This is a genomic window from Streptomyces sp. STAM6 (assembly GCF_054963715.1).
Genome location: NZ_JBUEFZ010000004.1, coordinates 369,130 through 382,581 on the forward strand (window position 1 = coordinate 369,130; position 13,452 = coordinate 382,581).

The 13,452-nt window shown below is 73.8% G+C and carries 12 protein-coding genes and 1 pseudogene; 4 read left to right on the plus strand and 9 right to left on the minus strand.

The window, feature by feature from the left end; all coding sequences use genetic code 11:
* Positions 1-139 precede the first annotated feature (139 nt).
* The gene (locus ACY34K_RS08365; RefSeq protein ID WP_462745409.1) at positions 140-337 is read right to left on the minus strand and encodes a hypothetical protein; all 198 of its coding nucleotides are present in this window, start codon (positions 335-337) and stop codon (positions 140-142) included.
* 92 nt (positions 338-429) lie between these two features.
* Complete coding sequence (locus ACY34K_RS08370) at positions 430-3,033, minus strand: helix-turn-helix transcriptional regulator (protein WP_462745412.1); 2,604 nt, start codon at positions 3,031-3,033, stop codon at positions 430-432.
* A 262-nt stretch (positions 3,034-3,295) separates the two neighbouring features.
* On the opposite strand from ACY34K_RS08370, the gene istB reads away from it, so the two are divergent.
* Positions 3,296-4,462, plus strand: coding sequence for an IS21-like element helper ATPase IstB (istB, locus tag ACY34K_RS08375; RefSeq protein WP_462745496.1), 1,167 nt, complete (start codon positions 3,296-3,298; stop codon positions 4,460-4,462).
* 64 nt (positions 4,463-4,526) lie between these two features.
* Here istB and ACY34K_RS08380 read toward each other — a convergent pair whose 3' ends face one another.
* Positions 4,527-4,943: an organic hydroperoxide resistance protein gene (locus tag ACY34K_RS08380; protein WP_462745415.1), complete on the minus strand. Its 417-nt coding sequence runs from the start codon at positions 4,941-4,943 to the stop codon at positions 4,527-4,529.
* Between the two features lie 106 nt (positions 4,944-5,049).
* Here ACY34K_RS08380 and ACY34K_RS08385 point away from each other — a divergent pair, with 106 nt between their 5' ends.
* The gene (locus ACY34K_RS08385; protein ID WP_462745418.1) at positions 5,050-5,544 is read left to right on the plus strand and encodes a MarR family winged helix-turn-helix transcriptional regulator; all 495 of its coding nucleotides are present in this window, start codon (positions 5,050-5,052) and stop codon (positions 5,542-5,544) included.
* A gap of 70 nt (positions 5,545-5,614) precedes the next feature.
* On the opposite strand, the pseudogene ACY34K_RS08390 reads toward ACY34K_RS08385, so the two are convergent.
* Positions 5,615-6,181 (minus strand): annotated as a pseudogene (locus ACY34K_RS08390) (MBL fold metallo-hydrolase); the annotation flags it as partial.
* On the opposite strand from ACY34K_RS08390, the gene ACY34K_RS08395 reads away from it, so the two are divergent.
* Positions 6,087-6,476 carry a GNAT family N-acetyltransferase gene (locus tag ACY34K_RS08395; protein WP_462745420.1) on the plus strand — a complete coding sequence of 130 codons (390 nt, stop codon included), beginning with the start codon at positions 6,087-6,089 and terminating at the stop codon, positions 6,474-6,476. The pseudogene ACY34K_RS08390 and the gene ACY34K_RS08395 sit on opposite strands and share 95 nt — an antisense overlap.
* Before the next feature lie 56 nt (positions 6,477-6,532).
* Here the strand turns inward: ACY34K_RS08395 and ACY34K_RS08400 are convergent, their stop codons facing one another.
* The 4 genes from ACY34K_RS08400 to ACY34K_RS08415 all read right to left on the minus strand — a co-directional run bounded on the left by ACY34K_RS08400 (position 6,533) and on the right by ACY34K_RS08415 (position 11,505).
* Positions 6,533-7,888, minus strand: a complete 1,356-nt coding sequence (locus ACY34K_RS08400; RefSeq protein WP_462745421.1) for a carboxyl transferase domain-containing protein — start codon at positions 7,886-7,888, stop codon at positions 6,533-6,535.
* Entirely contained in the window at positions 7,881-9,341 is a 1,461-nt protein-coding gene (locus ACY34K_RS08405) for an acyl-CoA synthetase (protein ID WP_462745422.1), read from the minus strand. Before ACY34K_RS08405 ends, ACY34K_RS08400 begins: the two co-directional genes overlap by 8 nt.
* Before the next feature lie 190 nt (positions 9,342-9,531).
* On the minus strand, positions 9,532-10,575 hold the full coding sequence (gene mreB / locus ACY34K_RS08410; protein WP_462745423.1) for a rod shape-determining protein MreB: 1,044 nt from the start codon (positions 10,573-10,575) through the stop codon (positions 9,532-9,534).
* 342 nt (positions 10,576-10,917) lie between these two features.
* Positions 10,918-11,505, minus strand: coding sequence for a hypothetical protein (locus tag ACY34K_RS08415; RefSeq protein ID WP_462745424.1), 588 nt, complete (start codon positions 11,503-11,505; stop codon positions 10,918-10,920).
* 122 nt (positions 11,506-11,627) lie between these two features.
* Between ACY34K_RS08415 and ACY34K_RS08420 the strand changes: the two genes are divergently transcribed.
* Positions 11,628-12,443, plus strand: a complete 816-nt coding sequence (locus ACY34K_RS08420; protein WP_462745425.1) for an SCO2400 family protein — start codon at positions 11,628-11,630, stop codon at positions 12,441-12,443.
* A gap of 519 nt (positions 12,444-12,962) precedes the next feature.
* Here ACY34K_RS08420 and ACY34K_RS08425 read toward each other — a convergent pair.
* Positions 12,963-13,382: a MarR family winged helix-turn-helix transcriptional regulator gene (locus tag ACY34K_RS08425; RefSeq protein ID WP_462745426.1), complete on the minus strand. Its 420-nt coding sequence runs from the start codon at positions 13,380-13,382 to the stop codon at positions 12,963-12,965.
* Between the last annotated feature and the right edge of the window lie 70 nt (positions 13,383-13,452).

Consider the following 13,452-nt stretch of genomic DNA (forward strand, 5'->3'; position numbering starts at 1 on the left):
GCCCTCCGTGCGGACCCCGAGCAGCAGCTGCGCACCGGCGTACCGCGGGGCCCGCAGACGCACGGCGGCCCCCATGATCCGGGGGCACTGACCGTTCCGACCGGGGGCAGTGACGGCGCCATGACGCCCTCGCCGCCACTCAGTCGGGGAGGCGCCGCATCTCCTCGATGCGCAGGCCGAGATCACGGAACCGGCCGAGCAGGCCGAACAGGTGCGCCTCGTCGGTCACGGTGCCGTAGAACAGGGTCTGCCTGGAGGCAGGCACCGTCTCCAGCTCCGGGAACGCCTCGGAGAGGGGCACGGACACCCGGCCGGTGACACGGAATTCGTAGCGCATGCCCATCCGTACCTCCCGACCAGAAGAACGTCCGACAAGGCATGCTGCCTCCCGGAACGGCCCCATGGCCTCACCCGGCACAGGTGACCGGTTCACAGGAGGGAGAGCTCGCGGCCCCGTTCGACGGCCTCGCGGCGGCGGGAGACACCCAGCTTGCGGTAGATGCTGCGCAGGTGGGTCTTGACCGTGTTGGTGGACAGATGCAGTTCGGCCGCGATCTCGTCGGTCGACATCATCCGCGCGACCTGCTGCAGTACATGGTGCTCCCGGGCGCTCAGCGCCACGGACACGGGCGGCTTCCCCCGCGGCGCGGCCGCGGTCAGCCAGTCGGCCTTGCCCGGTTGGCCGTTCACGTCCGCGAGCAGATGCCGCACCCAGGGCCCGGCCTCCGTGAAGGGCCGCACCAGCCGCTCCGGGCGGGCGTCGTCGACGGCCCGGACGAGCAGCTCACCGGCGGTGGCCCGGTCCCCGTCCAGGAGGGCGGCGCGGGCCCGCAGCAGTCCCAGGCGGACCCGGTCCGGGAGCGCCAGTTCCGCGCCGTCGAGCCCGTCCGCCAGGCTGAGCGCCGGCGCGGCGCTCCCGGCGGCCAGCCGGGCCTCCGCCAGGGCCACTGTCCGGGCGGGCCCTGCGTCCCCCTCACCGTCCAGCACGGCGATCGCCGTGGCGGTGTCGCCCTGCGCGAGCGCGGCGGTGGCGCGCGCCACCGCCAGGCGTTCGGCGGCCCAGGCGGGAACGGCCGGTCCCGGTTCCGCGAGCGCGGCGAGAGCCGCCTGCTTCCGGCCCCGCGCCAGCTCGATCCGCGAGCGCACGATCATGTGCTCCGTCGACAGCACCGGATCGGCGCCGGTGTCGGCCGGTGTGTCCGCCCCGGCCAGCAGCTCGGCGGCGGTCCACGCGTCTCCCCGTTCGACTGCCGCCGAGGCCAGTGCCAGGTGACCGGCGCCCGAGCGGCGGTCCTCGGGCACCCCGTGCCGGTCGGCGACGCCGAGGCAGGCCCGACCGTGCTCCTCGGCGGCGGACAGCGCCCCGTCCACGGCCTCCGCCAGGGCCAGCCGGCCCAGCGCCTGGTGACGCACCATGTGCGTGGCGTTCCCCGACGAGGCCAGGACGGTCTCGTCGAACGCCGTGCGGGCGTCACGGAACCGGCCCGCGCGCAGGAAGGCGCATGCCCTGCCGTACCGGCGCAGTGCCTCGATCTCGGGGTGCCGTGCCACCGCGCCCGCGGGCAGCAGCGCCATCAGGCCGGCGACCTCCCGGGCCGCCGCCTCCCCCGCGTCGCCCGTCTCGTCCCCGTCGTACGGCTCGGAGAGCAGCCGCAGCAGGGCCAGCGTGAGCGGCTCCTCCGGCCCGCCGTCCTCGCCCGGCATCCGCGCCTCGGCCACGGCCAGTCGGCGGCGGCACCCCGCGGGGTCCGGCAGGGACAGCCGGCGGGCGGCCGCCACCAGCGCCGGAGCGCTCCCGTCCACCTCGTCGGGCATGTGCGCGAAGACGCGCGCGGGGGAGCCGGAACCGGGGCCGGTCACCAGATCCCCCACCATCAGGTGCCGTACGGCCTGGCGGGCGGCGTAGTCCCAGTCGCCCGCCGCCGCGGCGTGGTCCAGGGCGGCGCCGACCCGGCCGGAGGACGAGAACCAGTGCGCGGCGCGGCGGTGCAGGCGTCGTTCGGCACCGGGCAGCTCACTGCGCAGGTGCGCGCGGAGCACCTCGGCGAACAAGGGGTGGAAGCGGAACCACCGCGTATCGGCGATCGGATCGACGAAGGCGTGCGCCCGCACGAGGTGGTTCAGGACGCCTTCGGCGTCGTCGCCACCGGTCAGCGCGTCGGCGAGGTCCGGATGCACCCGGTCGAGCACACTGGCCCGCAGCAGCAGCTCCCGCGTCGCCGGCGGCTGGGCGTCGAGCACCTCGGCGAGCAGATAGTCGGCCACGGCGTGCTCGGACGCGGTGAACGACCGGGCGAAGGCGACCGGGTCGTCCGATCCGGCCATCGCCAGCGCGCAGAGCCGCAGCCCCGCCGCCCAGCCCTCGGTGCGGTCGAGCAGCGCGTCCACCACCTCACCGCCCAGCCCGTACTCGTCCAGCAGCGCCGTCGCCTCGCGCCGGTCGAACGCCAGGTCCGCGCCCCGGATCTCCGCCACGCGGCCCTCCGCGCGGTAGCGGTGCAGGGGCAGCGGCGGGTCTTCCCGGCTGATCAGGACCACGCGCAGGTTCGGCCCGGCGTGCTCCAGGAGGAAGCGCAGGTCGGCGGGGACCTGTCGGCCGGGGAGCTTGTCGAAGCCGTCGAGGACCAGGACCACCGGCGTGGTCAGCCGCTCGACGGCCGCGGCGAGCCGGACCAGCAGTGAGTGCCCCACGCTGTCCGCGCACGCCGGCGTACCGAGGCCGCGCCCGAGGTCGACGTCCCCGCGCCGGAAGGCCTCCAGGACGTACGACCAGAAGATGCCGGGCGCGTCGTCGGCGTCCACGGTCACCCACAGCAGCGGGCCCGGCGGGGCCTGCGAGCGGGCCCATGCGGCGGCCAGCGACGTCTTCCCGACGCCCGCGGCACCGGTGATCACGGTCAGCCCGCCACGGGCCCCCTCGGTGAGCCGGTCCAGCAGCCGCCGGCGGTGTACGAGGCCGGAGGCGTGGACCGGTACGGTGAGCTTCGCCGCGAGGAGCGGATCGCCCGACGGATCGAGTTGCGAAGCGGTCATGGGCCACTCCGGATGTGCGTGCCGCCACCCGGACGGCCGGGCGGCCTGCTCCTCCATGGTCGGGTCACCGGCCGGTGATCGCCACGCGACACCGTCCCGGTATATCGACACATCGACATACCGTAGGGGTTCTCGGTGCTACTGGAATTCTATTAATCCCAACGGGTGGCGCGAATTCAGATTGTCGGCGGCTGAGCACAAGAATGACGAGCCCCCGCTCGTTGGAGGCGCCTTGTCCCGCTCAGCCCCGTCCGCGTCGAACATGACCACCCTCGGCTGCGCCCTGTTCGCGACCCGCTGGCTCCAAGCACCTCTCTATTTCGGCCTGGTGGCCGCGCAGGGGGTGTACGTCTACAAGTTCTTCAACGAGCTGTGGCACCTCATCCACCATGTCATCAGCGGGCACGCCGACGAGACGCACGTCATGCTCGCCGTCCTCAAGCTCGTCGATGTCGTGATGATCGCCAATCTGCTGATCATGGTGATCGTCGGGGGGTACGAGACCTTCGTCTCCCGGATCGGGCTGCAGGGCCACCGCGACCAGCCCGAGTGGCTGTCGCACGTCAATTCCAACGTGCTGAAGGTGAAGCTGGCCACCGCCATCGTCGGCATCTCGTCGGTGCACCTGCTGCAGATGTTCGTCGACGTGCACCACACGCCCCGGCACGACCTGCTCTGGGGCACCGTCATCCACATGGCGTTCATCGCCTCCGCCGCGATCCTCGCGTACATGTCGGGGCCGATGGCCGCCCACGAGAGCAAGGTGCACCCCGCTGCCAAGGAGGCGGAGGCGGATCCGCTGCCGCGCCAGCGGGACCGCGGGGAGCCCGTGTCCGAGGAGCGAATCGTGGCCGCCGGTTTTCCCGCCCGGAAGACGCTGGAGACGTTCGACGAGGGTCATCTGCGGGCCCCGGAACCTCAGGTGATCGCCCGCCTGGGAAAGGTCGACTTCGTCGCGCGCAAGGAGAACGTCGTGTTCCTCGGGGGGCCCGGAACCGGCAAGACCCACCTGGCCGTCGCGCTCGGCGTGCGGGCCTGCCAGGAAGGGCACCGGGTGCTGTTCGGCACCGCCGCCGAGTGGGCCGCCCGGCTCGCGGACGCCGGGGCGGACCTCGGCGGGGAGCTGGCCCGGCTGGACGCGTACCAGCTGCTGATCGTCGACGAAGTCGGGTACGTGCCCTTCGACGCCGAGACGGCGCACCGCTTCTTCCGGCTCGTCTCGCACCGCTACGAGCGGGCCTCGATGATCGTCACCAGCAACCGGCCCTTCGGCCGCTGGGACGAGGTGTTCGGGGACGCCGCCCTCGCCTCGGCCACCGCCGACAGGCTCGCCCACCACGCGGAGGTCATCACCCTCGACGGCGACAGCTACCGCACCCGCCGCCTCGACGGCGCCGCCGTCGCCGGGTGGAGCGGCTCTTCCTTCTGACGCCCCGGCTCACTGACGTAGAAAGGGCCCCGGACGCGAGTCCGGGGCCCTTTTCCGTGCGCGGTCACTCGATGACGAGCTCCACCGGGATGTTGCCGGCGGTCGCCTTGGAGTACGGGCAGTACGCGTGGGTCTTCTCCAGCAGGTCACGGCCCGCCTCGCCCTGGAGGTGGTCCGGGAGCTCGACGCGCATCACGACCGCGAGGCCGAACCCGCCGTCCGCCGCGTCCTTGCCGATGCTGACCTCGGCGGTGACCGAGGCGTCCTTGACGTCGATCTTCTCCTGGCGGCCTATCGCGCCCATCGCGCTGGCGAAGCACGCGGCGTAACCGGCGGCGAAGAGCTGCTCCGGGTTGGTGCCCTGGCCGTTGCCGCCCAGCGCCTTGGGGAAGCCGAGCGGGAGGTCGATCTGGCCGTCGGAGCTCACGGCGCGGCCTTCACGGCCGTTGGCGGTGGCGACAGCGGTGTACAGGGCGTCCATGGGGTTCCTGTCCTCTCGGTGTGCGGAACGATGATTCATTTGTAGTGCACCATTCAGTTGGACACAACTAAATGGCGTGTGAGCTCCGTCGCGTTACCCTGGAGCCATGGACACGCTCGACACGGTGCGGGACGACGACTTCCTCCGCCTCGACCATCAGATCTGCTTCTCGCTGCACGCGGCCACGCGCGCGTTCAACAGCGTGTACCGCACCGCGCTCAAGGACCTCGGCCTCACCTACCCGCAGTACCTGGTGATGCTGGTGCTCTGGGAGCACGGCGAGCTGCCCGTCAAGCGGATCGGGGAGTACCTGCGGCTCGACTCGGGCACGCTGTCACCGCTGCTGAAGCGGCTGGAGGCGGCCGGGTACGTCGAGCGGCGCCGCAGCCCCGACGACGAGCGCTCCGTCACGGTCCGGCCCACCCCCGCCGGCGGCGAACTGCGGGAACGGGCCCTCGGTGTACCCCGCCACATCGCGACGGCGACCGGCATGTCCCTGGACGAGGTCCGGGAACTGCGCGCCCGCCTCAACAGGCTGACGGCCGCGCTCGACCTGGCCGAGGCCGAGGCGGGCGCGTGCGTCACGGGCCCCGGCCTCTAGGCCGCGCAGTCCCTCTGCCCGGCGGCGCCCGGTATGCACGGCTCCGGACGCAGGCGGCCCCGCCCGTACCTCACCAGCGGACGGCGGTGAAGTCGATCGGCCGCGGCCTCATCAGCAGCGTGCGGTCCGCCAGGTCCGCGAGGCGCCGCGCCATCTCCCCGGCGGGCAGCCTGCGCCGGTCGCCGTGTCCGGGGAGGATCCACTCGAAGCGGAACAGCCCGGCCGTCCGGGCCAGGGACGCGGCCAGCTCCTCGATGGAGTACCAGGTGACGCTCTCGGCCACTTCCAGGTCGCCGGTGGTGCGCGACCAGTAGACGCTGTCGCCGCTGAAGCAGTACCGGTCGTCCGCGACGTAGAGAACGCTGCCCTCGGTGTGTCCGGGCAGGGGGTACGCGCTCACGCCTTCACCGATCACGACGGGGTCGAGCCCCCGGATGATCCGGTCGGCGTCCGGCGCGGCGTCCAGGTCGCCCTCGTGAACCCACAGCCGGGCCCCGAAGCAGTCGGCGTAGCGCCGCCCGTACGCCGCGTGGTCCCGGTGGGTGAGCAGCACATCGGTGACGGGGCCCCGCTCGGCGTACCGCTCGGCCAGTGCGCGGCTCCAGCGCGGGGTGTCGATCATCATCGCGGTGCCCGCGGCGGTCACCGCCCACGGCGACGTCCTCGGGTTCTACGCACTGCTCCTCCCGGACGCCGAACTCGACCTCGCCTTCGTCGCCGACGAGGCCCAAGGCCTGGGCGTGGGACGCCTGTTGATGCAGCACATGCTGGACCGGGCCCGCGCGGCCGGGCTCCTCCATGTGCGGGTCGTGTCCCATCCGCCCGCGGAGGCCTTCTACCGGCGCATGGGCGCCCGCCGCGTCGGCACCGCCCCGCCCGCCCCGCCCCGGATCACCTGGGAGCGGCCCGAGCTGCGGTTCGAACTGACCTGACGCGCACCCGAAGGTCCCACCGGGCACCCGGCCCGACGGACTCGCCCGGGCCGAGCTCACTCGACGGCCCCCACGACCCCCCTGACCACACCGAGCTCCCTCAGATCCTGCGGGCGCAGCCGCAGTTGTTCGGCCGTCTCCGGCGCCCGCTCCGGCGGCCGTTTGAGGATCGCCGCCGCGAGCTCCGGGGCGATCACCGAGAAGTAGCTGTCCGGAGTCGCCCACGTGTGGCCGGGCGCGGCGAGAGCCAGCGCCCCGCCCGAACCGCCCTCGCCGATCAGCAGCGTCGTCACGGGCACCCGTGCGCCGGCCACGGCCGCGAACGCGTCGGCGATCGCGGCACCCGCGCCGGCCCGTTCCGCGTCGGCGTCGTTCGCCGCGCCCGGGGTGTCCACGAGCGTCAGCACCGGTATGCCCAGCCGGTCGGCCAGCCGGATCACCCGCGCCGCAGTCCGGTAACCGGCGGGCCGTGTCGCGGTGCCGCACTGCGCGACGTACGCGACCGGCCGCCCGTCGCGCATCCCCACACCGCACAGCAGCCCCGGGTCCGTACCGCCGCAGCGGTCGCCCGCGAGCGGCAGCCGGGCGGCGAAGTACGCGTCGAGGTATGCCTCGGCCCGGGGCCGCGCGGCATCCCGGGCCCGGCGCACCGCGTCCCAGCCGCTCCCCGGCAGCCCCGTACCGGACAGCGCGTCCGGCACCGGCGCGGGCCCCGTCCAGGGGCTGTCCAGCGCGGTCACCCAGAACGCGAGGGTGTCGCGCAGCTCCTCCGGGCGGACGACGGCGTCGATGTGCCCCGACGCCAGCTGCCCCTCCGCGCTGTACGCCGCCGGATCCGCGTCCGCCGGCCGCACGCGCGACCCCGCGAACCCGATCTGCGCGCCGGGCAGCGCCAGGATCACATCGGCGCCCGCCCCGAGCGTGGCCCAGCCGCCGCCCGTGGTGGGGTCGCGCAACACGGCGATGTGCGGAACGCCCGCGTCGCGCGACAGCACCGACTCGCGGGCCACCCGCTGCAGTTGGGTGAGGGCGAGCATGCCCTCCTGCATACGGCTGCCGCCCGTCGCCACCAGAGAGACCAGCGGGCAGCGCCGCTCGCGCGCCAGCCGGTGGGCCGCCTCCAGCCGGTCGCCGGTGTGCTCGCCCAGCGACCCGCCCAGGAAGCCGAACTCGAAAGCGAGCACCACGCACGGCCGGTCCGCGACGGACGCCGTCCCGTACACGACCGACTCCTCCTCGCCGGTGCGCTCCACCGCGCGGGCGCGCGCCGCGCCGTAGCCGTGCCAGGCGAGCGGCCCGTCGGGCGCCGTGGGCCGGGCCGGCGGCGGCCGGTGCGCGGTGAAGTCGTCGGTGAGAAGCGCTATGGCCTCACGGGCGGTCAGCCGCCCGGGCCCGGCGTGCCGCTCAGCCATGAAGCGCCCGCTTCATGATCTTGCCCAGGTCGTTGCGGGGCAGCACGTCCAGATAACGCACCGTGCGAGGGCGCTTGTGCGGGGCCAGTTGAGCCGCCACATGGTCCGCCAGCTCGCTCTCGGCCGGCGGACTCGCCGGGTCGGCCGGAACGATCCACGCCACGATCCGCTCACCCAGATCGGCGTCCGGCTCGCCGGTCACCGCCGCCTCCCGCACGCCCGGATGGTCCAGCAGCGCGTTCTCGATCTCCCCGGCACCGATCTTGTAGCCGCCGCTCTTGATCAGGTCGGTGGCCTTGCGGCCCACGATCCGCACCGAACCGTCCGCGTCCCGCACCGCCATGTCGCCGGTGCGGAACCAGTCCCCGTCGAAGGCGGCGGCCGTCGCGTCCGGCCGGTTCAGGTATTCCGTGAACAGGTTCGGACCCTGCACCTGGATCTCGCCGACCGTCTCCCCGTCGTACGCCGTGATCTCCGACCCGTCCTCCTCGACCAGCCGCAGCCGGACACCGCGCAGCGGGACGCCGACCGAGCCGGGCCGCGGCTCCCCGTCAGCCACCCGCACGCTGGTGTTCATCAGGGTCTCGGTCATGCCGTACCGCTCGATCACCCGCCGCCCGGTCGCGGCCGTGATGCGCACATGGTCGTGGACGGGCAGCGCCGCCGACCCGGACACCAGCAGGCGCGCGCCGGCCAGGGCCTTCACCAACTCCGGTTCCGAGGGCAGCGATTCGGCGAGACGGTGGTACATCGTCGGCACGCCGAACAGCATCGTGCCGCCCGCGGCGAGCTCCGTGGCCACCCCGTCGGTCGTGAACCTGCCCAGGTGCCGCACGGAGCCGCCCCGGCGCAGCGGGCCGAGGACGCCCAGGATCAGCCCGTGCACGTGGAACAGCGGCAGGGCGTGCACCAGGACGTCCCGGTCCGTCCAGGCCCAGGCCTCCTGCAGGGCGTCCAGCGTCGACGCGATCGCCCGGCGGGGAAGGACGGCGCCCTTGGGCGGGCCGGTCGTGCCCGAGGTGTAGACGATCAGCGCGGGCGCCTCGGGGTCCCCCGGTTCCTCGGGCAGCGCGGGACCCGGCCGCGCGCTGTCCGTCCACGCGTCCACGACGACGTCGAGGCGGGGCACACCGCTCAGCGCGGCGGGCAGTTCGTCGTCCGGCGCGGCCAGCACCAGCGAGGGCGCGCTGTCGGTGACGATGTGCGTCAGTTCGCGCTCCCCGGTCTTCGGGTTGAGCGGTACGGCCGGGACCCCGGCGAACAGCGCGGCGACCACCGCGACCGCCGTCTCCGGAGCGGGCGTGGCCCACACCGCGACACGACCCGCTCCGCCGAGCCTCGCCGCCAACCCGCCCACGGCCAGTGCCATTTGCCGGTACGTCAGCTCCAGTGATCCGAAACGCAGTGCGGGCCGGTCCGATCCGGCGGCCAGGGCCGGGAAGAGCGCACTCACTCGTCGTCCTCCTTGGGTGGCTTGCTGATGCCACATTGTCCACCCCGGGAGGGCACCCCGGCCGGGCGGCCGGCGGGATGTGCCACCGGTCAGGCCGTGGGATCACCAACGACGGCACGAAGCCGCGCGGGCCGCCCGCCTCGCTGACGACGCCCTTCGAGGACGGCCGGCGGCCCGTGCGGCGGTGAGATCACTCCGCTTCGGCGAGCGAGTTCAGCGAGAGGGGCTGGATACGCCCCTCCAGCATCGCGCCGAGTCCCAGTACGGCGCAGATGTCGGGCCGTTCCGCGATGTGCACCGGCATGCCCGTCGCGTCGCGCAGCATCTGGTCCAGCCCGGGCAGCAGCGCGCTCCCGCCGACCATCATGATGCCGCGGTCGACGAGGTCGGCGACCAGATCGGGCGGGCAGTCCCGCAGCACCTTGCCGATGCCGTCGAGCACGGCGGTCAGCGGGGTGTGGATCGCCTGGCGCACCGCGGCCGTGTCGACCTGCACCGAGCGGGCGAGGCCCGTCGCCACGTCCCGGCCGTGGATCTCGGTCGAGGCCGGCCCGTGCGGGGTCAGCCCGTTGCCGTGCAGGGCCAACTGGAGCGGGCGCACCGCCTGACTCGGCAGCATCAGCTCGTGCTGGTGGCGCAGGTACTGGATGACCGCGTGGTCGATGGCGTTGCCACCCACCGGGATGCGCTCCGCGGTGACGATCGCGCCGAGCGAGAGCACGGCGACCTGGGTCGTCGCCGCCCCGCACACAATGATCATGGTGGCGGTGGGCTGTTCCACCGGCAGACCGCAGCCGACGGCGGCGGCGATGAGCGTGTCGACCAGCTCCACGCGACGCGCGCCGAGCCCGACCATCGTCTCGATGGCCGCCCGCTGCGCCAGCGGGTCGCTTCCGTGCGGCGTGCAGACGGCCGCGCGCAGCATCGGCTTGCGGCGCAGCTGGCGGCGGAGCTTCTCACCCAACAGGTGCCGCAGCATCCGCTGAGCCATCTCGATGTCCACGACGGTGCCGCCCGACACGGGACGCGCGACACGGATGTAGTCCGGCGTCCGCCCCGTCATCTTCTCCGCGAACTCGCCGACGGCGATCAGTGAGCCGGTACGGGTGTTGACGGCGGCGACGCTCGGCTCGTCGACGACGAGGCCGACTCCCTTGACGAACACCCGGGTCCGGGCGGCCCCCAGGTCGACGGCGACGTGGCAGCGGCGCAACTGCTCAAGACTGACGGTCACGGCGGATCCTCCCAGAGCGGTTCGTCTTCGCATCGTGCGATCGCCCGGTGCCCGGCGCGCGCTGGGCTGAGCCGGTCGGGGGGACCGCTCACCCGGCGGGGTGGTGGGTTGTTCATCCGGCGGGGTGGCGGGGGCCGTTCATCCGCTCGGGCGGTGGGGGTGGTCGTTCGCTCGGGCGGGCGGGGGGCGTTGATCCGTCCGGGGCGGCGGGTTGATCATCCGGCGGGCGGGTGGGGGTGGTCGTTCGCTCGGGCGGTACGGGTCGTTCATCCGCCCGGACGGCGCGCCGTTCATCCGCTCCGGCGGCGGACGGTGTTCATCCGCCTGGGCCGCGTGCGTCGTTCATCCACCGGGGCGGTCCAGGTGGACCAGACGCTGGAGCAGGCCCCAGGTGAACTCGGCGACGCACTCCGTCCCTTCCGGCGTCGTGAACGCCAGGCGCCACCGGGTCGGCGCGTCGCCCTCCATCGGCCTGGCCGGCGCGAAGGCCCGCGACACCTCGTCCACGGTGCAGCTCCAGGGGCGCAGATCCGCCGCCGTACGCAGCTCGGGGACGGGCGCGCCCGGCGCCCTGACGAGCCACTCGTTCCACACCGCGCCGCCCGGAGCCGCCAGCACCTCGAACCGGAGGTCCGGCCACAGCGGCACCCGCCACAGCAACGCGTCGCACTCCAGGTCCCCGATCCTGCGACGGGTGCGGGACTCCGGCTCGCCCAGTACCGACCGGTAGCGCGAGAGCGCCCCACGGCCCCTCGGCGAGCGCACCATGGCCTGCCAGCGGCGGTTCGCCTCCCTCATGTCGGACAGGGAAACGCCCAGCTCACGCCGTGCGTCCTCGACAAGGTCCGGCTGGTGGTCCGCCATCCGGCGCAACAGGACCAGTTGGAAGTCGAGCGGCCCGAAGGGCGAGGCGGGCGTCGTGGAACTCATGCGGACATCCTGCCCGTTCCGGCTCAATCGAGCAGCCACGCCGAGGGAAAGCCCTTTCCACACAGGATCCTCACAACCTCACCTATCTCTGTTGTCCCGCCGCCGCATACTCTGCGGGCGCCATGGACTACTGCCACCAGTGTCAGCGGCACCTCAACGGAGCTCTGGCCTGCGCCGGGTGCGGTACCCCGATCGAGGAGCTGCGGCACCAAGCCCCCCAGGAATCCGCGGCGGACCACCACGTCTACGAGCTGGAACGGGACGAGGACGAGCCGCCCGCGGTGCACCGACGTGCCCGCACCGCTCGGCCTGCCCGCCCGCAGCCGGCGCGGCGCGCCCGCAAGGCCGGGGTCCGCCGGGCCCGCCGGCGCCGCGGGCGCAAGGTGCTGATCGGCGTGCTGGGGCTCGTCCTGGCGGCCGGGGCGCTGAGCCTGGCCGAACTCGCCATCGAGGACCCCGACGAGGGTCGCGAGGCGACGGCCGTTCGGGTGGAGGACCCGGTCACGGCCGAACCGGCGCCCGACCAGCCGTCGAGCGACGCGGAGCAGCCGGACGGATCGGCCGGACCGGACGAGCCCAGCCCGGTGGACGAACCCGTCTCGGTGGAGTCACCGCCGCCCGGCCCGACCGAGGACGGCGACGGCGAGGGCCGCGGCGGTGAGGCCGCCGGAGGGGGCGACGGCGAGTTGACGGGATCCGGCGGCGGTGCGCCGGCCCGCTCGGGCGTACCCGGTGGCGAGCGGCCGTCGTCCTCGTCCGACCCCGGTCCGCCCGGAACCGACGGGCCCGGCAAGGGCGACCCGGGTGCCGGAGGCTCGGACGGCGACCCCGCGGACCCGCCGGCCGGCGACCAACCACCGCCCCCGCCTGCCGCCCCCAGCCCGACGCCTTCGGAGCCGGCCGAGGAGTGCGACTACTTCCTCTGGTGGTGCATCTAGCTCCGCGAGCGCGCGGGTGCGACCTCCGGTGGGTGGGCCTGCTCCGTTCCGGGTGCCGGGTGCGGTGCCTGCCCGGTGGGTGGGGCCGCCCGTTCCCGGGTGCGGCCTGTGTGCCTGCCGGGGGTGGGGGGTGTGGCCCCTCCGGGCTCGACTCTCCCCCAGAGGGGGCACCCCCACGGGGCCGACGGTCTGGGGTTACTTGGTGAGGGAGCCGTTTCCCGGCCGCCATCCCCTGCGGGGACGACCCTGCACGTCCCCACCCCTGCGTCGACTGCCGCCCGCGGCTCGTGTCTGGTTGTGGCCCGTCGCTCCGGTTGCCGACTGGGTGCGGTCCGGTGCTCCGGTCCGGTTGTGGGCCACTCGGGTGGTCGGCGGGCCGCCGAGTCCACCCCGTTGTGGGCAGTCGTTCCGCTGGAACGACGGGGTCCCCCTGCTCGCGTGAAGCTGGGAGCTCGGGGGAGGGTGGGCGCGGCGGGACCGCGGTCCGCGGACGAACGGGGGGCCGGGGCGGAGCCCGGGTCAGCCCAGGACGCGGCGCAGGAGATCCCGCAGCACCGCCCGCTCCTCCTCCGACAGCCCCGCCAGCGGCTCCCGCGCGAAGTCCAGCGATTCCCGCAAGTGCCGTGCCGTCCTGCGTCCCTCTTCCGTCGGGGCCGCCAGCTTGACGCGGCGGTCCGCCGGGTCCGGGCGGCGCTCCACGAGCCCGCGTGCCTCCAGGCGGTCCACGATTCCCGTCACGTTCGACGGCTCGCAGCGCAGCGACTGCGCGATCCGCCGCATCGGCATGGGGTCCAGCGCGAGCAGGCTCAGAACGCGCGCCTGCGCGCCGGTCAGCGCGTGCTGCGCCGCGGCCTCCTCGTACTCCTCGTGGTAGCGGGCCACGATCGTGCCGATGAGCTCCACCACTTCGAGGGTCAGCGGGTCTGTGCGTCTGGGCATGGAACGAGGATAGCCGTTTGGTTGACAACCTGAAATATTGAGGGGCATGGTTGTTTCAGGTAGTGAAGCT

Excerpts from the sequence above, each read along its gene's own strand:
- ACY34K_RS08365 (WP_462745409.1), bottom strand. The coding sequence starts at position 337 with ATGCGCTACGAATTCCGTGTCACCGGCCGGGTGTCCGTGCCCCTCTCC.
- ACY34K_RS08370 (WP_462745412.1), bottom strand. The coding sequence starts at position 3,033 with ATGACCGCTTCGCAACTCGATCCGTCGGGCGATCCGCTCCTCGCGGCG.
- istB (WP_462745496.1), top strand. The coding sequence starts at position 3,296 with ATGACCACCCTCGGCTGCGCCCTGTTCGCGACCCGCTGGCTCCAAGCA.
- ACY34K_RS08380 (WP_462745415.1), bottom strand. The coding sequence starts at position 4,943 with ATGGACGCCCTGTACACCGCTGTCGCCACCGCCAACGGCCGTGAAGGC.
- ACY34K_RS08385 (WP_462745418.1), top strand. The coding sequence starts at position 5,050 with ATGGACACGCTCGACACGGTGCGGGACGACGACTTCCTCCGCCTCGAC.
- ACY34K_RS08400 (WP_462745421.1), bottom strand. The coding sequence starts at position 7,888 with ATGGCTGAGCGGCACGCCGGGCCCGGGCGGCTGACCGCCCGTGAGGCC.
- ACY34K_RS08415 (WP_462745424.1), bottom strand. The coding sequence starts at position 11,505 with ATGAGTTCCACGACGCCCGCCTCGCCCTTCGGGCCGCTCGACTTCCAA.
- ACY34K_RS08420 (WP_462745425.1), top strand. The coding sequence starts at position 11,628 with ATGGACTACTGCCACCAGTGTCAGCGGCACCTCAACGGAGCTCTGGCC.
- ACY34K_RS08425 (WP_462745426.1), bottom strand. The coding sequence starts at position 13,382 with ATGCCCAGACGCACAGACCCGCTGACCCTCGAAGTGGTGGAGCTCATC.